Source organism: Streptomyces mesophilus (genome assembly GCF_040300965.1).
In the GTDB taxonomy this organism is placed as follows: domain Bacteria; phylum Actinomycetota; class Actinomycetes; order Streptomycetales; family Streptomycetaceae; genus Streptomyces; species Streptomyces mesophilus_A.
The window spans coordinates 97,224-118,317 of the sequence record NZ_JBEPEW010000006.1; the positions used below are offsets into that span (position 1 = coordinate 97,224).

Genomic DNA, 21,094 nt, shown 5'->3' on the forward strand with positions numbered 1-21,094 from the left:
GGGCGCTACTCGGAGGCGCCCGCGCCCGGTTCTGTCACAGGGCTTTGTACGGGGTCATCAGGGTGCGAAGAACAGCACCTCCGAGGCCACCGCCTTGTACCCCGCCGCCTGGAACGTCCGCACACTGCGCGCGTTGCCCGGCGACTGCTGCGCCCACAGCACCGCGTCCGCCGGTACGAGATGACGCGCCGCGACCGCCAGCTGCCGCCCGAGCCCTCGGTGGCGTACGTCCTCGTCGACCTCCACCGACACCTCCCAGCGCCCCGCGAGACCGCGCCCGAGCGCCAGCAGACCGCCGTCGGCCGTCCACACGCGTACGTCGTCGCGGCGCTTGCGGGCGTACGCGACCCGCGGATGGTCCTGGTCCTCGATCTCCCGCAGCGGGAGCGGGGGTTCACCGCTCAGCGGCGTCGCCACCGTCATCAGATCGATGGTGTCCGTGCGCCGGCCCGTCCGCTCCATGAACGCCGCGAGGAAGCCCGGGTTCATCGTGGCCGCGAGGGCGTCGCAGTCCATGGCCGCGAGCGTCTCGCGCACCCAGTCCGGGTCCTCGTCGGTGAACACCACCGAGTGCGCCGTGAACGCGAGGACCCCCGCGTCCCGCGGGTTCGGCTGCGGCAGGATCGTGGTCGTGCCGTCCGGTGCGGGAAACCGGCCGGCCGCCGCGGCGGCGAGCACCTCGGCAAGTGCGCTGCTCATCTTCGTACCCCCACGTCGAAGCAAACCCTGTCGAAGCAAACCCTTGAGTCTCCACCCACTGGAAGGCACAGACTCCTCTTCATGATCCATGACGGCCCTGAGCTGCTCACCATCGGGCGGCTCGCCCGCCGCACCGGACTCCCGGTGCGCACCATCCGCTACTGGTCGGACGTCGGCGCGCTGCCGGTGGTTGACCGCACTTCGGGCAACTACCGGCTCTACGACGCCGAGTCCGTGGCCCGCCTCGAACTCATCCGCACGCTGCGCGACCTGGGCCTCGGTCTGGACGACGTACGCGCCGTGGTCGCCGGCGAGATCACCGTGGCCCAGGTGGCGGCACGGCATGTGAGCGCGCTCGACGCGCAGATCCAGAGCCTCAAGGTGACCCGGGCCGTCCTCACGACCGTCGCCAAGCGCGGTTCGACCGCGGAGGAGATGACCCTGATGAACAAGCTGGCCCGACTGAGCGCCGCCGAGCGGGCGCGCATCGTCGACGAGTTCACCGCCGAGGTGTTCGGCGGACTCGACACCACCGACCCCGACATCCGTACGCGGCTGCAGTTCGGCATCCCCGATCTGCCGGACGATCCCACGGCCGAGCAGGTCGACGCCTGGGTGGAGATGGCGGAGCTGCTGCAGGACCCGGAGTTCCGGGTCGCGATGCGCAAGATGATCGAGTTCAACGCGGCGGGGCGCACGCCCGAGACGCCGCCCGGCACGTCGCTGTGGTTCATGAGCCGGCTCATCCACCTCGCGGGCGAGGCCCGCGGCCGTGGCGTGGCACCCGACTCGGCCGAGGCGCGCGAGGTGCTCGGTGAGCTGCTCGGGGACGCGGACCGGGCCGCTGTCCTTGTGCGGATCCGGTCGGCGGGCGCGGCCGGGGTGCCCCGGCTCAGGGAGCTGATCGCCCAGGTGCGCGGGATGGGGGCGGCGCAGCACTACCAGGAGGAGTTCACCTGGGTCGTGGCCGCCCTCGAGGCCGAGCTGTCCCGCTGACAGGTGCATGCGGCCGGGTAGTTAATCTGGCCGGGTCAGTTCAGCACCAAGAAGGGGTGGAAGACATGGCCGACATCGAGACGGCACGCGCGCAGTTCGACCGGATCGACATCGATGGTGACGGTCTGATCACCGCTGCGGAGTTCAAGAAGGCTCTCGCCCAGGGCGGCGACTGGAACGTCACCGAGTCGGTCGCCCAGGCCGTCATCAACGCCAAGGACCTCGACGGCGACAAGAAGCTCTCGTTCGACGAGTTCTGGGGCCACCTCAACAAGGCCTGAGGCCTCTCGCGCGCCGGTGCCCCGCGGGGGTGCACCGGCGCGCTCGCCGTTCGCCTCCGAGGTCTCAACTCCACCGTATTTCCCGCCAGTTCACGCCGTCGAGATCCAGCTCGCCATTGGAGCGGCGGCGTTCATATCCTTCCGCGTCCGCGTACACCATGCGTTCACCGCCGAGGACTTCCATCCATGGTGTCCTGACCGCGAGCCCACCCCCACAGGGGCGCCGGTCCACGCCGCCGGGCTGTTTCCCGGCCGACGCGAGGGTCGTTACTCGTGAACACTTCCACTGTGCTGCGCCGGGCCAGGACTCCGCTGGCCCTCACCGCCGCCGTACTGCTCGCCGCGACCGCCTGTGGCGGAGAGGACGCCGGAGGCGGTGGCGGCGGCGACGGCAAGGACGGCGCACTGAAGGGCAACATCCGGATCGACGGCTCGTCCACCGTCGCCCCGCTGTCCTCCGCCGCCGCCCAGCTCTTCCAGGCCGAGAACTCCGGGGTCAAGGTCACCGTCGGTACCTCCGGCACCGGTGGCGGCTTCGAGAAGTTCTGCGCCGGCGAGACCGATATCTCCGACGCCTCCCGTCCGATCAAGGACGAGGAGAAGTCCGCCTGCGAGGGCAAGAAGATCGCGTTCGAGGAGTTCCAGGTCGCCAACGACGGCCTCTCCGTCGTCGTCAGCAAGGAGAACGACTGGGCCGAATGCCTCACCGTCGACCAGCTCAAGAAGATGTGGGAGCCCAAGTCGAAGGTGAACAACTGGAACCAGATCGACCCGAAGTTCCCCGACGAGAAGCTCGAACTCTTCGGCCCCGGCACGGACTCGGGCACCTTCGACTACTTCACCGATGCCGTCAACGGCGAGGAAGGCGCCTCGCGCACCGACTACTCGCCGAGCGAGGACGACAACGTCATCATCCAGGGCGTCTCCGGCTCCAAGGGCGGCCTCGGCTACTTCGGTCTCTCCTACTACGAGGAGAACAAGGACAAGCTGAAGCTGGTGAAGATCGACGGCGGCGACGGCTGTGTCGAACCCACCACCGAGACGGTTCAGGACGGCACGTACAAGCCGCTCTCCCGGCCGCTGTTCATCTACCCGAAGGCCAGCGCGCTCGACAAGCCGGAGGTCGAGGCCTTCGTCGAGTTCTACGTCGAGAAGCACGCCGAGATCGCCGAGAAGGCCCTCTTCGTCCCGCTGAACACAGAACAGGAGACCCAGCTGAAGGCGGCGCTCGACAAGCTGCGTGACCAGCAGAAGTCATGAGCGTCCCTCAGCAGAGGCCCCGGCCCGCTTCGGGAAGCCCCGGCTTCCTGAAGCGGTCCCAGCCGCGCTACGGCGAAAAGGCCATCAAGGTCCTCCTGGTGGCCGCCGCGCTCGTCTCGGTCCTGACCACCGTCGGGATCGTGATCGCGCTCGTACCGCCGACCAGCGACTTCTTCAGCGAGATCGGCATCGGTGAGTTCCTCACCGGCACCGAGTGGTCGGCCCTGTTCAACCCGCCAGAGTTCGGGGTGCTCCCGCTGGTCGGGGCGACCCTGCTCATCACCCTGATCGCGCTGGTCGTGGCCGTGCCGCTGGGGCTCGGCGCGGCGATCTACCTCAGTGAGTACGCGAGTTCCCGCACCCGTACGGTCTTCAAGCCGGTACTCGAAGTGCTCGCCGGCATCCCGACCGTCGTCTACGGCTTCTTCGCGCTGAAGGCGATCACCCCCTTCCTGCGCGACAACTGGTGGTTCGACCAGCCCCCGCAGATCTTCAACGCCCTCTCGGCCGGCTTCGTCATGGGCATCATGATCATCCCGACGGTCGCCTCGCTCTCCGAGGACGCCATGGCCGCCGTGCCCCACGCCCTGCGCGACGGCGCCTTCGCGCTCGGCTCCTCCCGGATGCAGGTCTCCACGCGGGTCGTCTTCCCGGCGGCCCTGTCCGGGATCGTGGCGGCGGTCGTCCTCGGGATCTCGCGCGCCATCGGCGAGACGATGATCGTCGCGATCGCCGCGGGACTGCGGCCCCAGCTCTCCTGGAACCCCCTCGAAGGCATGCAGACCATGACCGCCTTCATCGCGGCCGCCGGCATCGGCGACGTCCCGGTCGGCTCCACCGGCTACAAGACCATCTTCGCGGTGGGCTCGCTGCTCTTCGTGATGACGCTGGTGATGAACCTGATCAGCATCCGTCTCGTACGCAAGTACCGGGAGGTGTACGAGTGATGGCCTCCTCCGTCCTCGAGCACGACGCCCCGCCGGGGGTCCCGCGCCTCAAGGGCCGCGGCACACCATGGCGCGAACGGTTCTTCCGGCTCAGCCTGTGGGCCTCGCTCGCGGTCGGCGTGGTCTTCCTCGCGGGCCTGCTGATCTACGTGGTGTACGAGGCGTGGCCGCGCCTCGACTCCCGTATCTGGACGAACTTCCCCGACATCATCGACCCCACCAACGCCGGTGCCCAGTCGGCCATCATGGGCACGATCTGGGTGATCGCGTTCACCGCGCTCTACTGCCTGCCCACCGGCATCCTCGCGGCGATCTACCTCGAGGAGTACGCCGATCCGGAGCGCTGGTGGAACAAGCTCATCGAGATCAACATCCAGAACCTCGCCGCCGTACCGTCGATCGTCTACGGAATCCTCGGACTCGGCGTGATCTCCCGGGGGTTGGGCTTCGGCCAGACCGTCCTCACCGCGTCCCTGACGCTCTCGCTGCTCGTCCTGCCCATCGTGATCATCGCCTCGCGTGAGGCGATCCGGGCCGTACCGCAGTCCATCCGCCAGGCCTCCCTCGCGCTCGGCGCCACCCAGTGGCAGACGATCCGGCGCCAAGTGCTGCCCGCCGCCGTGCCCGGCATGGCCACGGGCTCGATCCTGGCCCTGTCGCGGGCGATCGGTGAGGCGGCACCCCTGCTGCTGCTCGGCGGGCTGACCTTCATCACCTTCAACCCCACCGGGATCCAGAGCCAGTTCACGGTCCTGCCGATCCAGATCTTCAACTGGATCAGCCAGTCGCGCGCCGAGTTCGTCTCCCTCGCCTCCGCCGCGATCGTGATCCTCCTGGTCATCCTGCTCGCCATGAACTCCCTGGCCATCTGGCTGCGCAACCGCTACGCCCGCCGGTGGTGAGCGCTTTGTCTCCTACGCCCTTCCTGGAGTCCGACATGACCCCTCCCTCCGACCCTCCGGGCGGCACCCGCACCCCGCAGGTCTCCTACCGCCAGGCCCGCTCGCTCGCCGGAGCGGTCTTCGAGGTGGGCGGTCTGTCGGTCTTCTACGGCGACCACGAGGCGGTGCGCGACGTCAACCTCTCCATCGGACACCGCCAGATCACCGCGATGATCGGCCCGTCCGGCTGCGGCAAGTCCACCGTCCTGCGCTGCTTCAACCGGATGAACGACCTCATCCCGCACGCCCGTGTGTCCGGCAAGATCCACTACCACAGCGAGGATCTGTACGGCCGCGAGGTCGACCCCATCGAGGTGCGCCGGCGTATCGGCATGGTCTTCCAGAAGCCCAACCCGTTCCCCAAGTCCATCTACGACAACATCGCCTACGGTCCCCGCGTGGGCGGCTTCAAGGGGAACCTCGACGACCTCGTCGAGGAGACCCTCACGCACGCGGCCCTGTGGGACGAGGTCAAGGACAAGCTGAAGACCTCGGCGCTCGCGCTCTCCGGCGGCCAGCAGCAGCGCCTGTGCATCGCCCGCACCATCGCGGTGCAGCCGGAGGTGATCCTGATGGACGAGCCCTGCTCGGCCCTCGACCCCATCGCCACGGCGAAGATCGAGGACCTGATGGAGAAGCTCGCCGAGGAGTTCACGATCATCGTCGTCACGCACAACATGCAGCAGGCGGCGCGCGTCTCGCACCGCACGGCCTTCTTCACCGCCGACGTCGACGACAAGGGTGAGCGGCACGGCAGGCTCATCGAGTACGACGAGACCTCCCGGATCTTCTCCAACCCCTCGGACAACCGCACGGAGGACTACATCTCCGGCCGGTTCGGCTGAGGCGTCCGGGGCGGGCGGTCGTCCTGTGTCCGTTCCGGGGCGGGCGGTCGTCCTGCCGGGTGCCCGTGCCGGCGCGCTCGACCGAGGTGACCGCGCAACTCCCGTACACAGCACGGTACGTGGCCCGTCCGAAGGAGGACCACGCGTGACCCCTGACGCGCACGGCAGCGGCAGCCGGCGGCCCGATCTGCTGCTCGCCGACCCGGACCCCGCGCTCGCCGCCGCGGCCGCCGCCCGCTTCGAGGAGGCGGGGGTGGCGACCGTGGTCTGCCATGACGGCGCCGAGGCCCTGCTCCAGGCCGGGGCCCACCGCCCCCACGCCTTGCTGCTCGGCGCACCCCTGCCGGTGGTGGACTGCGCGCGGGTCACGGAGCTGCTTGCCCGGCTGCACCCGGTCCCCGTGGTGGTCGCGGCGGGACCGGACGGTACGGCGGAGGCCACGGCGGCGCTCGCGGCGGGCGCGCTGGCGTACGTGGCGCGCCCGTACCGCACCGAGGAGATCGTCCCGCTGCTCACCGGCGGACGCGCGGCCCCGCGGCGCCCGCTGGTGGTCGGTGACATCGAGTTGGACCCGATGGGCTTCCACGTCCACGTGCGCGGTCGCCAACTCAAGCTGCCCGTACGGGAGTTCATGGTCCTGCGGTATCTGATGGAGCATGTGGGCCGGGTCGTCCCGCGCACCGAACTGACCCGCGCCCTGTGGGGCACCGACACCCTCGACAGCAACACGCTCACGGTCCATGTCCGCCGGGTGCGCAACAAGATCCAGGAGGCGGGCGGGTCCTGCACGATCGACGCGATACGGGGGATGGGGTACCGCCTCGACGCGGCGCGGGTCAGCCGGTGAGCGGGCGGCCGGTCTCGCGTGGTGCCGCTCAGCGCTCCCGTCGCGTGGTGTCGCTCAGCAGTCCCGTGGCGCGGCGGCGCTCGGCGCTCCCCGTCGATGGTGCCGTTCAGCGCTCCCGTCGCGCCGCGTCGTTCAGCGCTCCCCGTCGCGCCGCGCCGTTCAGCGCTCCTCGCGCAGGCCCCACGGCGAACCGTACGCATCGAGGAGGTCGAGGAACGGCCGCGGCGGCAGGGCTTCGGGGCCGAGCACCCCAGCGCCCTTCCACACGCCGCCGGCGAGCAGTTCGAGGGCGATGACCGGGTTGACGGCGGTCTGCCAGACCACGGCCTGTGAGCCGTACTCCCGCATCGACCACTCGTTGTCCACGACGTGGTACAGGTACACCTCGCGAGCCGCCCCGCCCTTCGTGCCCTTGACCCAAGTACCCGCGCAGGTCTTGCCCTTCATACGGTCGCCCAGAGTCGCCGGGTCCGGCAGACAGGCCGCCACGACATCGCGCGGGGAGACCGCGACCGGACCGTCCGGGCCCGGCACGGTCACCTTCGCGGTGGCGTCGAGGCCCAGCTCGTGCAGGGTCTTCAGCTTGGCGATGAACTCGTCGCCCAGCCCGTACTTGAACGTCACGCGGCGCGCGTCGATCCAGCGGGGGATCAGGAGCACCTCCTCGTGCTCGACGTTCACGCACTCCACCGGGCCGATGCCCTCGGGGAACTCGAACACCTCCGGCTCGCTGAACGGCGCGGTGGTGTGCCAGCCGCGGCCCTTCTCGTAGACGACCGGCGGGTTCAGGCACTCCTCGATCGTGGTCCAGATGCTGAAGGACGGGGCGAAGTCATAGCCCTCGACGGTCAGGTTCGCGCCGTCGCGTACGCCGATCTCCTCGATCTCGTCGAAGAGCTGATCCGCCGCGTACCGGGCGAACACATCCGACAAACCCGGCTCCACGCCCATGCCGACCAGCGCGAGGCGTCCTGCGGCCTCCCACTCGGCGGCCTTCGCGAACTGCTCGTCGCCGAGCTTCACCCCGCAGTCCTCGTACGGGGTGGTGGCGTGCGGAGCGGACAGGGACATGGCCATGTCCATGTAGTGCGCGCCCGCGGCGAGCGCCGCGTCGAACAACGGCATCACGAAGCGCGGGTCGGTCGCGTTCAGGAGTACGTCGCAGCGCTCATCGGCGAGGACCTGTCGTACGGCTTCCTGATCCGAGGCGTCGAGACGGCGTGCACTGAACCGGCCCTTCTGCTCCTGCCCCTGCCCCTGCCCCTGCCCCTGCCCCTGCCCCTGCCCCTGCCCCTGCCCCTGCGCCTGCGCCTGCCCCTGCCCCTGCCTCTCCTCCTCGCCGAGGGCGGCGACGGCCGCTTCGGCGCGGGACAGGTCGTAGTCCGCCACCACCATGTGGGTCAGGAAGTCGCGCCGGGCCGCGATACGGGTGACGGCGGTGCCCACGCCGCCCGCGCCCACGAGGAGTACACGCATGACCTTGCCTCTCGACGAAAGCTCACCCCTTGGCGGTCGCCCGGGGTGCCCCGATGCAACGGCACGGGATGTCTTAAGGTCAACGTCGTTGGCATAAGGGCTGAGGGCGGCTGCCTGCGGGTGCTCGGCGGGTGGCCTGCGGGAGGAGCGCGTGATGGCGAAGAAGGTGGTCCCCGAGGCGGAGCGGCGCAGACGGCGCCCGACCCGTCGGGGCCAGGTGCTCTCGGAGACGCTCATCGTCGAGACGGCACTGCGGATGCTGCACGAGCACGGCAGTGCGGGCCTGACCGCACGCCGCCTGGGCGCCGCGCTCGGCGCCGATCCCAGCACCGTGTACCGCTACTTCGCCGGCCTCGACGGTCTGACCCGGGCGATCGGCGAGGAACTGATGGGGCGGGCCCTGGACGCCTGGACGGCCACGGGGGACTGGCGCACGGACCTGCGCGCTCTGGGCCTCGCGATCCACGCCTCCTACCTCGCCCATCCACAGGCGGCCGTCCTCACGGCGAGCCGGGTCACGGGCCGCCCCCGTGAGATCGAGGTGGACGAGACGATCCTAGGCATCCTGCGCGGCGCCGGCTTCGCGGACACCGACGCCGTCGCGGTCTACCACGCGTTCATCGACCTGGCCCTCGCCTTCGCCGCGCTCGACGCGGGCGCGCTTGCCCTGAAGGACGAGGCCCGCGAGAGGGACGAGCAGATGTGGACCTCGACGTATGCGCGCCTGCCCGGCGCGACCCATCCGCATATCGCCGCGACCGCGCCCCTGCTGGCCGAGCGCATGAACCGCAGCGCCTACGCGACCGTCCTGGAGACGCTGCTCGACGGCGCGGCGGCGCGACTCGCGGGGACGCGCCGCCGCGGCCGTACCGGGTGAACCGTCCGTACCGGGCAGAGTCGCTCGAGCAGGTCCGTGACCGGGCGGGCGGACGCCGAGGACGCCGAACGCGTACGGTCGCTCTCATGAATCGTTGGCAGGAGCTGACCGGAGGCACGTCCGGGGACGAGTACGCCGCACGCTTCGAGGCGTTGGCCCGGAGCGGAAAGGACGTGCATGGCGAGGCGCGCTTCTGCTCCGCCCTGGTGCCCGTCGGGGCGCGGGTCCTCGATGCCGGGTGCGGGACGGGCCGCGTCGCGATCCGGCTGGCGGAACTCGGATACGACTGCGTCGGGATCGATCTCGACTCCTCGATGCTCGACGTGGCGCGGACGCAGGCGCCGGAGCTGACGTGGGCGCGGACCGATCTCGCCGAGTTCGACCCGGCCCTGCTCGGCATCGCCGCGGACTTCGACCTCGTGGTCGCCGCGGGCAATGTCTTCCCGCTGCTCGCCGCCGGGACCGAGGCGACGGTGGTCGCGCGCCTGGCCGCGGCGCTGCGCCCGGGCGGGCTCCTGGTCGCGGGCTTCGGCCTGGACGCCGCCCATCTGCCGGTGCCGCCCGGGCTCACGACGGCGCAGTACGACGCGCACTGCGCCGCGGCCGGCCTCACCCTCGTCGGCCGGTTCGCCACCTGGGACGGCGACCCCTACGAGGGCGGCGGATATGCCGTCAGCGTCCACCGGGCCGACGGCTGAAACGGCTTCGCGGGTGGGGGCGGTGAGCCGCCGGGTGGGTGAGTGGCTGAGCCACTGGGCCACCGAGCCATCGAGCCACCGAGTCGCTCGGCCGTGGGTTGGGTGAGTGGCTGAGCCACTGGGCCATCGAGCCACCGAGCCACCGACCCGCTCGGCCATGGGTTGGGTGAGTGGCTGAGCCACTGGGCCACCGAGCCACCCAGCCGCTCGACCGCGAGCTGGCCAACTGGCTCAGCCACCCAGCCACCGAGCCACCCAGCCACCGAGCCACCCAGCCACCGAGCCACCCAGCCACCGAGCCCCTCAGCCCCCAACCACCCAGCCCCCCAACCGCTCCGCCACCACCCCCGCCGCCCCGCCCATCAGGATCGTGTAGTGGTTGCAGTCCGGCACCTCCTCCACGGTGAGATGCCCCGCGAACTGCCGCACCAGCGGCTCCGGCAGCATCCCGGGCGCGGCGTCGAACAGCCCCCTCGGCGCGTACAGCAGATGGGCCGGCACCGTCAGCTCCGTCACGTTCTTCGCGAACTCGGCGTTCAGCGTAAGCAGTTCACGCCCGTCCTGGCGCACCGCCTCCTCACGCGCCCGCGAGCGCAGCTCGCCCGCAGGACCCATGAGGTCGTAGCGCACATACGCCTCGATGTCCTCGCTCCAGTACGGTCCGAGCGCCGGATGCGCCTGGAAGAAGTCCACGTACGCCGCCTCGTCCGGGTAGGTCATCGCGAGCCGGGCGATCGCCGGCCCGAGGGTCGCGTCGAGCACCGCGTCCGGGTCGGCGCCCTCGGGGAAGGGCAGCGGCAGTCCGCCGTCGATCAGGAGCAGCCGCGAGAAGAGCCCGGGCCGGCGGACCGCCGCCCGCAGCGCCACGTACGCCCCCATGGACTGCCCCGTGAGCGCCACCTCGCGCCCGCCGCCCCAGCGTTCGGCCGCCGCGCACACATCGGCGGCGTGCTGCTCGATCCCGTACGGACCCGGCGTACCGGTGCTGCCGCCGCGCCCCCGCAGATCCACCGCGAACAGCGACCAGTCGTCCGGCAGATGACGGGCGACCCCGCTGAACGACATCCCCGACGCGGTGATCCCGTGTGCGGCGACGGCGACCCGCGGCCCGTCGCCGAAGCGGAGCACCCGCAGGGTGCCGCCGTCGACGGGGAGGTCGAGCTCGACCGGCTTGTTCATGCGTGACTCCCATGCTGTGAAGGGCGGTTGGGCTGCTTGGAGGCTGCTCGGCGGCGAGAGATTCAGCGCTTGAGCGCCCGCACCTCGTTCATGATCATGCGCATCTGGGGTGCGGACTTCTGTGCATAGTCGCTGCCGGTGTATCCCCACCAGTCCCAGCAGCCCTGCGGATTGCCGCGCGCGACGCTGATGTCGGTCTGCGGGTAGAGGATCACCAGGTCGTTGGTGTCCGCGTACTCGTTGAGGTAGGACTCGCGGGCGAAGCGGTCGCCGACGAACTTGTTGTCGCTCAGACAGCCGTGCAGCGCGACCACCAGCTTGCAGGGCTTCCCGGCGGCGCAGGAGTCGGGCGTGTACAGGAAGCTCTTGCTCCCCAGGCTGTAGAACTGCGCCCAGCCGCCCGGGGTGTAGCGGTCCTGGTCGTGCTCGCTCAGCGTGCCGGTCTGTGTGGCGGCCGGCGGGCGGACCGAGCCCAGCCAGTGGGTGAGCAGTTCGCCCTGCGGGTCGTTGCCGCAGTCGATCAGGAACGGGTAGAAGGTCGTCCCGCACGGCAGCGCACCATCCGGCCGCGGCCAGCCGTGCCCGGCGGGATCGGTGTCGTGGTACGCGATCCGCGCCCCCAACTGCCGGTGGACCTCGACGCCTTCGTCGCCCACCCGCTCGCCGACCAGCGGGTCCTTCGTGCCGTGGTACGTGTAGACCGGCTTGCCCGCGAGGTTCGCCACCGGGTCGATCTTCCCCTGCTCCGACCAGCGCCGCGCGGTCGCCACGATCCCCGCCGGATCGGTGGACGCGAGCCCGGTGCACTCGGCGAGGCCGTGCAGGATGCTGCCCTGACCGCAGTAGTACGGGCCCGCCGCGAACACCGCCGCGCCCTTGAAGGTGGCCGAGTTGGCGATCTGCAGCTGCGAGGCCATGAAGCCGCCGGACGAGATGCCGGTGACGTAGGTGTCGGTGATGTCGAGGGCGGGCAGCGGCGGTTCGAAGGCTGCCCCGGCGGGGGTCGGCGCGGCCGTCACGGCCACCAGGGCGAGGGCCGCGGTCAGGGCACTGCGGGCGAGGATGGCCCAGCGCATGGGACTGGGGAATCTCATCGGACGGTCTCCTTCAGGCCTCGGGGCGTCAGGACCGGCGGAGTGATCTCCCGCTTGAGGATCTTCCCGGTCGGTCCCTTGGGCAGTGCGTCGGCGATCGCCACGACGCGCGGGTACTTGTACGGGGCGACGCGCGCCTTGACGAACGCGAGCAGTTCGTCGGGCGCAGTGGCGACGGCACGACCGGACTTGAGGGCGACGACGGCGGTGACCTCCTCGCCCAACTCCGGGTGCGGAGTGCCGAGTACGGCCGCCTCGGCGACGGCCGGATGCTCGTACAGCACCTCCTCGATCTCCCGTGGATAGACGTTGAACCCGCCGCGGATGATCAGCTCCTTCTTCCGCCCGACGATCCGGAAGAGGCCGTCCGCCTCGCGCACTCCGAGATCGCCGGTGCGCAGCCAGCCGTCGTGCAGCACCTCGGCGGTGTCCGCGGGCCGGTTCCAGTAGCCCTTCATCACGTTGTGGCCGCTGACCGCCACCTCGCCGGTGCGCCCGTCGGGCAGTTCACGCCCCGACTCGTCCTGGATGCGGATCCGCACGCCGTCGATCGGCAGCCCGATCGTGCCCGGCCGCCGGGGTCCTTCGAGCCGGTTGAACGAGGCGACCGGAGAGGTCTCCGACAGGCCGTACCCCTCCAGAAGCGGGCAGCCGAAGGCCTCTTCGAAGGCGTGCAGGACCTCCACGGGAAGCGCCGCCCCACCGGAGGCCGCGAGCCGCAGCCGCCCCCGGTGTGCGGGCCCGAGCGACGGATGCCCGAGCAGGGCGCCGAACATCGTCGGTACTCCGGCCCATACGGTCACCGCGTCCCGTACGAGCAGATCCAGCGCCTCACCCGCATCGAACCGCGGCAGCAGGGTGACGCTCGCGCCCGCCGCGACCGCGGTGTTCAGGACGCAGGTCTGACCGAACGAGTGGAACAGCGGCAGACCGCCGAACAGCACGTCGTGCTCGGTGAGATGGAGCAGCGAGGAGTTGGTGGCCTCGACGTTGCGCAGCAGGTTGGCGTGCGTCAGCTCGGCGCCCTTGGGCCGGCCCGTCGTGCCCGAGGTGTAGATCAGCACCGCGGTGTCGTCGGCCGCACGCTCGGCGACGATCTCCAGGGGCGTGTGCGCGGCGAGCTCCGCTCCCCAGTCGCGGTCGGCGTCCAGAGTGATCAACGCCCTCGAGTCCGCCACCAGATGCTCCCGCTCACGCTCCTTGAGCAGCGGATTCATCGGGACGACGACTCCGCCCGCACGCAGGATGCCGTAGTAGAGGACGGCGAACTCGGGCACGTTGGGCAGGCTCAGGCCGACGCGGTCGCCGGGCTCGAGACCGTACGAGAGGAGATACGAGGCGGCGCGGGCGGAGTCCCGGGCGAGCCGGGCATACGTGACCACCTTGCCGCCGAGCCGCAGGGCGGGACGGTCCGGGTGGCGGGCGGCGGTGTCGGTGAGGAGTCGGACGAGGTTCACGGGGGCTCCAGGAACGAGGGTGGAACGCCGAGAGCCGGCGGGAGTCGAGGTGGGGCGGAAGACGGGATGGGCGGAAGACGGGCGGCGGAAGACGGGCGGCGGAAGACGGGCGGCGGGAGTCGAGGCGCGACGGCAGACACGGCGGCGGTGGACAGGACGGACACAAGGTGCTGCGCAAGCAACGGTCTCGGGACGCGGCGTCCGCCGCCATGGAGGATGGCCACACCGCACCGGGGCCATGAGTGGAGATCCTCCACGTCGCGTGACGGTCGCCACACCGCCGCATCGGAGCCCGGCCGGTGCGGTATCACTGGCCGGGTGACCACCCCACCCGGCGACGGCGCGCTCCTGCGGCTCCTGTGCGAGGAGGCCGGCGAGGACGCCTTGCGCGCGAGCGGCGCCGAGGACTCCCTGGTCGGCGACGCCCTGGAGATACGCGCCCGGCTCGCCGCCCACCGCAGCCGCGAGGCCGCGCTCGCCGCGCTGTACGAGACCGCCGGGGACCTCGCGTCCCTGCGCGCTCTGCAGGACGTGCTCCAGGCCATCGTCCGCCGCGCCCGCACCCTGGTCGGTACGGATGTCGCGTATCTGCTCCTGTACGACCAGGAGCAGGGCGACACCTATGTCCACGTCACCGAGGGGATCACCACGGAGGCCTTCAAGACCGGGCGGCTCGCGGTCGGTACGGGTCTCGGCGGCCTCGTCGCCGAGACCGCCCAGCCGTACCACACTGCCGACTACCCCAACGACGAACGCTTCGCGCACTCCGACTACGTGGACTCGGTCATCGGCGCCGAGGGCCTGGTCGCCATCCAGGGGGTGCCGCTGAAGTTCGGGGACCAGGTCTACGGCGTGCTGTTCGCCGCCAACCGCCGCGTACGCCCCTTCTCGCCCGACGAGGTCGAGCTTCTGATCTCCCTCGCCAACCACGCGGCGCTCGCCATCGAGAACGCGACGCTCTTCGAGGAGGTACGCAAGGCGGCCACCGTCCATGAGCGCCTCACCGCGGTCGCTCTCGACGGCGGCGGACCTGCGGAACTCGCCCGAGCGCTGGCCGAGGTGCTGCGGGGGACTGTCTCCGTACTGGACGCGGAGGGACGTCCCCTGGCGGGCGCGGGTGTCGATCCACCCCGACCAGACGAGTTCGTACGGGAGTTGGCGACGGCACGCGCCCGGCGCGCCTCGGCGACCCGGGGTACGGCGTGCGCCACCCCGGTCATCGCCGCCGACGAACACCTCGGCACGCTGTTGTTCGTACGGGGCGGTCTCGACGCCTCCGATGTGCACGCGCTCGAACGCGCCGCCCAGGCCGTCGCGTTGATGCTCCTGCACGAGCGCTCGGTCGCGGCGGCGGAACAGCGCCTGCGCGGCGAACTCCTCGACGAACTCCTCGGCGCCCCGCACCGCGACCCCGAGGGCCTCACCCGCCGCGCCGCCCTTGTCGGGCTCGATCTGCACCGCCCCCATGTCGTCCTGGTGGCACGGGCCGAGGACACCGGGCGGCGGCGCCGGATAGCCGATCTGGCGGGCGCGTATGCCCTGCGCAGGGGAGGGATCGCGGGGGAGGCCGGGGGCGATGCGGTGGTGGTGCTGCCGGTGGAGCGGGATCCGGCCCCGGCCCCGGCACCAGGCGCCGAGGCCGGTACGGGGCCCGGCGAAGCCGCCCGCCACCTCGCCGGAGCGCTGGGTGCGGGGGCCTCGGGGGCGGTGACGGTCGGCGCCGAGAGCGCCGCTCCGGGCGCCGCAGGCGTGGCGGGCGCCCACCGGGACGCGGCCCGCTGCGTGGACGCCCTCGTGGCGCTCGACCGGGTGGGCGAGGGTGCCTGCCGTGACGACCTCGGTATCCACGGCCTGTTGATCGGCCGGGCCGACCGCGGCGAGCTCGACCGTTTCGTGCGCCGCACCATCGGTCCGCTGCTCGACCACGACGCGTCCCGCGGCAGCGACCTCACCGGTACGGCCCTCGCGTACTTCACCTGCGACGGCAGCCTCACGCGCACGGCCGCGTACCTGTACGTCCACGTCAACACCCTCTACCAGCGCATCGACCGCATCTCGGCGCTCCTCGGCCCGCAGTGGCGCCACGGGGACCAGGCGCTTCAGGTGCACTTGGCGCTCAAGACGCATCGGACGTCGGGGTGAGGAGTGGCCCGAGGAGCGGCCGAACTCCCGTATACGCAGGGGTGAGCAGGTGCCCGCGGGGTGGCCGAACTCCCTGCATGCGTTGGGCAGTTTCCCGGGACCGGGCGAACGCCCCGTATGCGCACCGGCGTTGACCGCTCAGCCTGCCCGGTGCCGCCCCGGCGCCAGCGCCCCGTCGCCGGCGCGGCGTCGGCGGCGCAGGACCGCGAAGGCCAGGGCTGCTGTCGCCACTACACCTCCCGCCGCCCAGACCCACGGACCGGTTCCGTCGCCGGCGCGGGCGGGGCCGCTCCCCGAGGCGGCCGAGTGCGCGCCGCCCTCCGGCTTTCCGTTGCTTGAGTCCCGTACGAGCGCGACGTCGTTCCCGTCGCCGCCCTGGTAGGTGAGGCGGTATCGCGTCGACGCGACGGTGATACGGGACCCCTCCCGCAGTCCGCTGAAGGTGCCGGTGGCGCGGTGCTTGCCCGTGATGTCCAGCAGGACCGCCTCGCCGGGCGCCTCGCCCTCCGGAGCCTGCACCGTAAGACGTCCGGCCAGCGAGACCATGCCGCTCACCTTCGCAGGCGCGGCACCCGCCCGTACCGTCAGCTCTCCGCTCTTCGCCTGCCGGAAGTCGCCGTTCAGGGTGAACGGCCCTTGCAGAGCACCGGAGTTGTACAGCTCCCCGCCGGACAGCGTCCCGGCAAGCGAATTGCCGGACCCACGTACCGTCAGTCGGTCCTCCCCGCCCCAAGCGACCTCGCTGCCGGAGACCGCGTCGAGGCGCCGCAGCGTCTGGTCCCCGGCCCGGGTCAGATCGAGGCGCGCGTCCGCACCGGTGAGGCGCACGGCGCGGCTTGCGGCCAGGGTGCCGCGCTCCAGTACGAGGGTGCCGCGCCGCACCGTGGTCGCTCCCGTGTACGTCGGCGGTCCGGTCAGCCGCAGCGGCGCCCGGCCCGCCTGCGTGAGCGCCCCTGAGCCGCTGATCCCGGACAGGACCAGCGGCTTGTCCGTGTTCTGTGCGATCACGCCCCCGTCGACGGTCAGCCCGTACCGCGAACCGCCCTGGTGGAGACCGCCGTCGCCGCCCGCCTTCCCGCTGCCCAGACGCAGCACGGCACCCTTCTCGACGGTCGTCGTCCCGTCGTAGAACTGCCGCGCCGCGAAGGTGACGTCGTTGCCCTTGATGCCCTTGACGACGATGTCGCCCTGGCCGGGGGCGGAGAGCGTGTCATGGAAGACGCCGCCGCCGATCGGGGCGCCGAGGGTGACCGGGCCGTTGTACGCGAAGGTCAGCCGTGAACGCTCGCGCGCGGCAAGGAGGTTGATGTAGACGGTCTCGGCGGTGCCCGGCATGAAGATCTTGTCCGTGGTGCCGTCGCCCCACTGCACGTTCGCACCCTTGATGTTGGTGCCGCGCTTGTTGATGTTCTTGTGCGCGGGACGCCAGTTGAGCGCCGGATCGCTGAGGGTGGGGTCGGTGTCGCTGCCGCCGTCGGCCCAGCTGTACTGACCGGTGAGGACGACCTTGCTGCCGGGCCTCGACTGGACGTTGATGTCGCTGCCGTACTCGCGCTGGTAGAAGTCCATGCGCTGGGTCACGGTCTGCCCGAGCGGGGTGTCCACCGTCCACGTGCCCTGGTTGAGGACCTTGCGGACGCCGGGCAGCGAGAGCGCGAACTCGGGCCGTCCGGCCTGCGCCTGGGTGCCGTTGTCGATCGTGCCGGTGAAGCCGGGGTGGGTGCCGGACAGGTCCCAGGTGCCCCACAGGAAGCGGGGCTGGGCGATGAGCCCGGAGCCGCTGATCGTGCCGAGGTTGTAGGCGCTCTTCAGGGACAGCCGCAGGGTGCCGTCGACCCGTATGTTGTTCTGGTTCTGCCGGTAGGCGGGGGTGTTGTACGGGAAGTGGCCGATCTGGCCGGCGGTGCCGCCGTCGCCGTACTGGAGCGTCGCGCCCCGCTCGACCGTGACGGCCGGCGGGTCCGGGTGGTGCACCGTGACGTACGGGTGATTGCCGCCCTGGACACGCACCTGCTGACGCTGCCGCGCCTTTGGGAGCGTGAAGTCGCTGTCGCGGGTCAGGACCAGGGTCCCGGTGCCCGCGATGCGCAGGGTGCCCTCGCCGGACAGAACACCGGGATACGTGTGGGTCCCGGCGGGCAGCCGCACCACCGCGTCCCCCGTGAGCCGTACGTCCCGCCCGGCGAGCACATCGGCGGTGATGTCGCCCCGTCCGCCGGCGGCGCGGGCGTCGGGCGCACCGGCCATGCAGAGCGCGAGGGTCGCGGCGGCGAGCAGACGGGCCGGGCGGGCCAGGGGGTGGGCGTGCTGCACGGTGGGGGTCTCGTCTCTTTCTCGTACGTGATTGTGGGCCTCGTCTTCGTCCTCGTACGTGATTGTGGGCCTCGTCTTCGTCCTCGTACGTGATCGTGGGCCTCGTCGCTCCTTGTTGCGGAGGGTAGGTCGCCGCCGGTGCGCGAAAGGTTGCCGGGTCTTCCGAGTCAGCAACTTAAACGGTTAAGTATCCTCTCGGACAGTCACGGTGACACGGCGCCCGGCCTTCGCCCCGCGCCGGGAGAGGGAGGGTCATGTACGCGGCGTTGGACATCGGCGGTACGAAGATCGCGGGGGCGCTCGTCGACGAGGAGGGGCGTGTGGTGCGGCGCACCCGGCGCCCGACTCCCGCCCGCGAGTCGGCGCGTGTGCTCATGGGGGCGGTCGACGCCGTCCTCGACGCTCTGGCCGGGGACCCCGCCTGGGGTGTTATCCGCGGCCTGGGCATCGCGAGCGCCGGGCCGGTGGATACGGCGAAGGGCACCGTGAGCCCGGTCAACATCCCTGCCTGGCGGGGCTTTCCGCTGGTGGACGAGGTGCGCGCGTATCCCTCACTGTTCGCCGGGCTCGAGCCGGTCCTGGTCGGGGACGCCGTGGCGATGGCGGCGGCGGAGCACTGGAAGGGGGCGGCGCGCGATGTCGGCCATGCGCTGTGCATGGTGGTCTCGACGGGCGTCGGCGGCGGGCTGATCCTCAACGGGCGTCTGCACCAAGGGCGTTCGGGCAACGCGGGCCACATCGGTCACATCAGCGTGGATCTCGACGGCTCCCTCTGCCCGTGCGGCGCGCGTGGCTGCGTCGAAGGGCTGGCCAGCGGGGGTGCGATCGCCCGGCGGGCGCTGGCGGCGGGCTGGACGCCACCGCGGGGCGAGGAGGCGACGGCGGCAGCGGTCGCGGCGTCCGCCGGGCAGGGTGATGCGCGGGCGCTTGCGGCCTTCGACCGTGCGGCGCGGGCGCTCGCGGCGGCCGTCGCGGCCACCGCCTCGCTGGTCGAGATCGAGGCCGTGGTCATCGGCGGCGGTGTGGCACAGGCCGGTGACCTGCTGTTCGCACCGCTTCGGCAGCACCTCGACTCGTACGCGACGCTGGAGTTCGTCCGCGGGATCCAGGTCAGGCCGGCGGCCCTCGCGCAGGACGCCGGCCTGGTGGGGGCCGCCGCGGCGGTACGGGCCTCGGTGGATCGGCCGTGCACCCCTGGAAGCGCACGCACTTAACCGGTTCTGTAGAAACCATTGTGCTCCCTTTCCGTGCCCCCTAATGTCATGGCCGTCGCCGAGCGGAAGCGTGCGAACCGGTGTCCGGCCCTGCGTTCCAGCAGGTCGGACGTGCCCCCGGCAGCTCCCCGCGTGTCGCTCGGTCGTATCGCCGCCCGGGTGCGCAGCTTGCGTTCCCGGGTGGCGGCCTACCAGGTCTCGAGCCGGCAGCCCTGGTCCGCTGCGCCCGGTTAAGCGGGCGCGGCCCCCGCACCGCCCCTGTTGCCACGTCGCGCCCAGGACCCCCGATCACGGCGGTCCGACCACCGGCGCGCACCGATCGAACCAGGAGCAGTAGATGAGACGCACACGAGCCGCCGTCGCGGTCGCCGCCTTGCTGGCCGCCTGCGCCACACCGGTCGCGGCCTCCCCGTCCGCGGCCGCCCCGCAGCCCGCACCGGCCCGACAGGCAGTGGACGCCCCGGGATTCCACATCCGGGACGGCCGCCTGCTCGACGCCGACAACCAGGACTTCGTCCTGCGCGGGGTCAACCATGCGCACACCTGGTACCCCGACAGAACCGACCAGGCGCTCGCCGACATCAAGGCCAAGGGGGCCAATTCCGTACGGGTCGTCCTGAGCACCGGTGACCAGTGGACCAGGAACGACACCGCCGATGTCGCCCATGTCATCGCGGAGTGCAAGCAGAACCGCCTGATCTGCGTCCTCGAGGCCCATGACACGACGGGCTACGGCGAGGCGGGCGCGGCCGCGCCGCTGTCGAAGGCGGTCGACTACTGGCTGAGCATCAAGGACGCCCTCGTCGGCCAGGAGAAGTACGTCCTGGTCAACATCGGCAACGAGCCCTACGGCAACGCGAATTACAGCGCATGGACCGACGACACGAAGGCGGCCATCGGCCGGCTGCGCGCCGGCGGACTCGACCACACGCTGATGGTCGACGCCCCCAACTGGGGCCAGGACTGGTCCTTCACCATGCGGGACAACGCAGCCGCGGTGATGGCCGCCGACCCGGACCGCAACATCCTGTTCGACATCCACATGTACGGCGTCTACGACACCCCGGCCGAGGTGAGCGACTACCTCAACCGGTACGTGGCCGCCGGACTGCCCATCGTCGTCGGCGAGTTCGGCGACATGCACTCGGACGGCAACCCGGACGAGGACGCCATCCTGGCCACCACCCGGTCCCTGGACCTCGGCTTCATGGGCTGGTCCTGGAGCGGCAACGGGAGCGGGGTCGAGTACCTCGACCTGGTGCGGAACTTCGACGCGAACGCGCCCTCCGACTGGGGCAAGCGCCTGTTCGACGGTGCGGACGGCATCAAAGCCACTGCCAAGGAGGCCGGCGTCTTCGGTGGCGGAGGCACCGACCCGGACCCCGACCCCGACCCCGACCCGGATCCGGGCAGCGGCGCCTGCGCGGTCACCTACCGCCTGAGCGACTGGGGCAGTTCGTTCAACGCCGACGTCACCGTCCGCAACACCTCCGACCGGCAGATCGACGGCTGGACACTCGACTTCGCGTTCTCCGGCCAGCAGAAGATCAACTCGGTGTGGAACGCCCGGGCAACCCAGAACGGCGCCGCGGTCCACATCACCCCCGAGTCCTGGACGCACTCCATCCCCGCCGGCGGACAGGTGAGCTTCGGCCTCAACGGCTCCTCCACCGGAACGAACACCGTCCCGGCGGCCTTCACCCTCGACGGCAGGACCTGCACCACCAGTTCCTGATCGCCCAAGGGATCGCACGCCCTCCTGAACCCGCGTTCAGTGCCCGGGAGCGCGTACCTCGGCGGCCGACCGGTAAGGTCGGCCGCTGAGGTA

18 protein-coding genes are annotated in these 21,094 nt (G+C 71.2%); 12 read left to right on the forward strand and 6 right to left on the reverse strand.

The genetic code is table 11. The annotated features are described in order from the left end of the window. Positions 1-57: 57 nt before the first annotated feature. Positions 58-699, reverse strand: a complete 642-nt coding sequence (locus ABT367_RS04215) for a GNAT family N-acetyltransferase (protein ID WP_352249384.1) — start codon at positions 697-699, stop codon at positions 58-60. Between the two features lie 81 nt (positions 700-780). Here ABT367_RS04215 and ABT367_RS04220 point away from each other — a divergent pair, with 81 nt between their 5' ends. From ABT367_RS04220 to ABT367_RS04250, 7 genes are all read left to right on the forward strand, one after another. Further along, positions 781-1,695, forward strand: coding sequence for a MerR family transcriptional regulator (locus ABT367_RS04220; RefSeq protein WP_352249386.1), 915 nt, complete (start codon positions 781-783; stop codon positions 1,693-1,695). A gap of 65 nt (positions 1,696-1,760) precedes the next feature. Next, the gene (locus tag ABT367_RS04225; protein WP_352249388.1) at positions 1,761-1,976 is read left to right on the forward strand and encodes an EF-hand domain-containing protein; all 216 of its coding nucleotides are present in this window, start codon (positions 1,761-1,763) and stop codon (positions 1,974-1,976) included. Between the two features lie 273 nt (positions 1,977-2,249). Next, complete coding sequence (locus ABT367_RS04230; RefSeq protein ID WP_352249390.1) at positions 2,250-3,236, forward strand: PstS family phosphate ABC transporter substrate-binding protein; 987 nt, start codon at positions 2,250-2,252, stop codon at positions 3,234-3,236. Continuing rightward, complete coding sequence (pstC, locus tag ABT367_RS04235) at positions 3,233-4,183, forward strand: phosphate ABC transporter permease subunit PstC (protein ID WP_352249392.1); 951 nt, start codon at positions 3,233-3,235, stop codon at positions 4,181-4,183. The genes ABT367_RS04230 and pstC overlap by 4 nt, the downstream gene beginning before the upstream one ends. Continuing rightward, a complete protein-coding gene (gene pstA / locus ABT367_RS04240; protein WP_352249394.1) occupies positions 4,183-5,085 on the forward strand; it encodes a phosphate ABC transporter permease PstA in 903 nt (300 codons plus the stop codon). The genes pstC and pstA overlap by 1 nt, the downstream gene beginning before the upstream one ends. A 35-nt stretch (positions 5,086-5,120) precedes the next feature. Next, on the forward strand, positions 5,121-5,969 hold the full coding sequence (pstB, locus tag ABT367_RS04245) for a phosphate ABC transporter ATP-binding protein PstB (protein ID WP_352249396.1): 849 nt from the start codon (positions 5,121-5,123) through the stop codon (positions 5,967-5,969). 145 nt (positions 5,970-6,114) lie between these two features. Continuing rightward, positions 6,115-6,816: a winged helix-turn-helix transcriptional regulator gene (locus ABT367_RS04250; RefSeq protein WP_352249398.1), complete on the forward strand. Its 702-nt coding sequence runs from the start codon at positions 6,115-6,117 to the stop codon at positions 6,814-6,816. A 159-nt stretch (positions 6,817-6,975) separates the two neighbouring features. On the opposite strand, the gene ABT367_RS04255 is transcribed toward ABT367_RS04250, so the two are convergent. After that, the gene (locus ABT367_RS04255; RefSeq protein ID WP_352249400.1) at positions 6,976-8,292 is read right to left on the reverse strand and encodes a saccharopine dehydrogenase family protein; all 1,317 of its coding nucleotides are present in this window, start codon (positions 8,290-8,292) and stop codon (positions 6,976-6,978) included. 154 nt (positions 8,293-8,446) lie between these two features. Between ABT367_RS04255 and ABT367_RS04260 the strand changes: the two genes are divergently transcribed. Together ABT367_RS04260 and ABT367_RS04265 are read left to right on the forward strand one after the other, a co-directional pair. Next, positions 8,447-9,169 carry a TetR/AcrR family transcriptional regulator gene (locus tag ABT367_RS04260; RefSeq protein WP_352249402.1) on the forward strand — a complete coding sequence of 241 codons (723 nt, stop codon included), beginning with the start codon at positions 8,447-8,449 and terminating at the stop codon, positions 9,167-9,169. A gap of 86 nt (positions 9,170-9,255) precedes the next feature. After that, positions 9,256-9,867, forward strand: coding sequence for a class I SAM-dependent DNA methyltransferase (locus tag ABT367_RS04265; RefSeq protein WP_352249404.1), 612 nt, complete (start codon positions 9,256-9,258; stop codon positions 9,865-9,867). Between the two features lie 303 nt (positions 9,868-10,170). Here the strand turns inward: ABT367_RS04265 and ABT367_RS04270 are convergent, their stop codons facing one another. From ABT367_RS04270 to ABT367_RS04280, 3 genes are all read right to left on the reverse strand, one after another. Further along, the gene (locus tag ABT367_RS04270) at positions 10,171-11,046 is read right to left on the reverse strand and encodes an alpha/beta hydrolase (protein WP_352249406.1); all 876 of its coding nucleotides are present in this window, start codon (positions 11,044-11,046) and stop codon (positions 10,171-10,173) included. A gap of 62 nt (positions 11,047-11,108) precedes the next feature. Next, on the reverse strand, positions 11,109-12,140 hold the full coding sequence (locus tag ABT367_RS04275; RefSeq protein WP_352249408.1) for an extracellular catalytic domain type 2 short-chain-length polyhydroxyalkanoate depolymerase: 1,032 nt from the start codon (positions 12,138-12,140) through the stop codon (positions 11,109-11,111). Beyond that, positions 12,137-13,597 (reverse strand): long-chain-fatty-acid--CoA ligase, encoded by a 1,461-nt coding sequence (locus ABT367_RS04280; RefSeq protein WP_352249409.1) that lies wholly within the window; start codon positions 13,595-13,597, stop codon positions 12,137-12,139. Before ABT367_RS04280 ends, ABT367_RS04275 begins: the two co-directional genes overlap by 4 nt. Positions 13,598-13,915: 318 nt before the next feature. On the opposite strand from ABT367_RS04280, the gene ABT367_RS04285 reads away from it, so the two are divergent. Further along, positions 13,916-15,739 (forward strand): helix-turn-helix domain-containing protein, encoded by a 1,824-nt coding sequence (locus ABT367_RS04285; RefSeq protein WP_352249411.1) that lies wholly within the window; start codon positions 13,916-13,918, stop codon positions 15,737-15,739. A gap of 138 nt (positions 15,740-15,877) precedes the next feature. Here ABT367_RS04285 and ABT367_RS04290 read toward each other — a convergent pair whose 3' ends face one another. Beyond that, positions 15,878-17,986 carry an autotransporter gene (locus tag ABT367_RS04290; RefSeq protein ID WP_352249446.1) on the reverse strand — a complete coding sequence of 703 codons (2,109 nt, stop codon included), beginning with the start codon at positions 17,984-17,986 and terminating at the stop codon, positions 15,878-15,880. Positions 17,987-18,306: 320 nt separating this feature from the next. Between ABT367_RS04290 and ABT367_RS04295 the strand changes: the two genes are divergently transcribed. Both ABT367_RS04295 and ABT367_RS04300 read left to right on the forward strand, forming a co-directional pair. Beyond that, entirely contained in the window at positions 18,307-19,266 is a 960-nt protein-coding gene (locus ABT367_RS04295; protein WP_352249413.1) for an ROK family protein, read from the forward strand. Positions 19,267-19,603: 337 nt separating this feature from the next. Further along, positions 19,604-21,001: a cellulase family glycosylhydrolase gene (locus tag ABT367_RS04300; protein ID WP_352249415.1), complete on the forward strand. Its 1,398-nt coding sequence runs from the start codon at positions 19,604-19,606 to the stop codon at positions 20,999-21,001. Positions 21,002-21,094: the final 93 nt, after the last annotated feature.

Coding starts and splice junctions, on each gene's coding strand:
- ABT367_RS04215 (WP_352249384.1), bottom strand. CDS start 699: ATGAGCAGCGCACTTGCCGAGGTGCTCGCCGCCGCGGCGGCCGGCCGG.
- ABT367_RS04220 (WP_352249386.1), top strand. CDS start 781: ATGATCCATGACGGCCCTGAGCTGCTCACCATCGGGCGGCTCGCCCGC.
- ABT367_RS04225 (WP_352249388.1), top strand. CDS start 1,761: ATGGCCGACATCGAGACGGCACGCGCGCAGTTCGACCGGATCGACATC.
- pstC (WP_352249392.1), top strand. CDS start 3,233: ATGAGCGTCCCTCAGCAGAGGCCCCGGCCCGCTTCGGGAAGCCCCGGC.
- pstA (WP_352249394.1), top strand. CDS start 4,183: ATGGCCTCCTCCGTCCTCGAGCACGACGCCCCGCCGGGGGTCCCGCGC.
- pstB (WP_352249396.1), top strand. CDS start 5,121: ATGACCCCTCCCTCCGACCCTCCGGGCGGCACCCGCACCCCGCAGGTC.
- ABT367_RS04255 (WP_352249400.1), bottom strand. CDS start 8,292: ATGCGTGTACTCCTCGTGGGCGCGGGCGGCGTGGGCACCGCCGTCACC.
- ABT367_RS04260 (WP_352249402.1), top strand. CDS start 8,447: ATGGCGAAGAAGGTGGTCCCCGAGGCGGAGCGGCGCAGACGGCGCCCG.
- ABT367_RS04265 (WP_352249404.1), top strand. CDS start 9,256: ATGAATCGTTGGCAGGAGCTGACCGGAGGCACGTCCGGGGACGAGTAC.
- ABT367_RS04270 (WP_352249406.1), bottom strand. CDS start 11,046: ATGAACAAGCCGGTCGAGCTCGACCTCCCCGTCGACGGCGGCACCCTG.
- ABT367_RS04275 (WP_352249408.1), bottom strand. CDS start 12,140: ATGAGATTCCCCAGTCCCATGCGCTGGGCCATCCTCGCCCGCAGTGCC.
- ABT367_RS04290 (WP_352249446.1), bottom strand. CDS start 17,986: ATGGCCGGTGCGCCCGACGCCCGCGCCGCCGGCGGACGGGGCGACATC.
- ABT367_RS04295 (WP_352249413.1), top strand. CDS start 18,307: ATGTACGCGGCGTTGGACATCGGCGGTACGAAGATCGCGGGGGCGCTC.
- ABT367_RS04300 (WP_352249415.1), top strand. CDS start 19,604: ATGAGACGCACACGAGCCGCCGTCGCGGTCGCCGCCTTGCTGGCCGCC.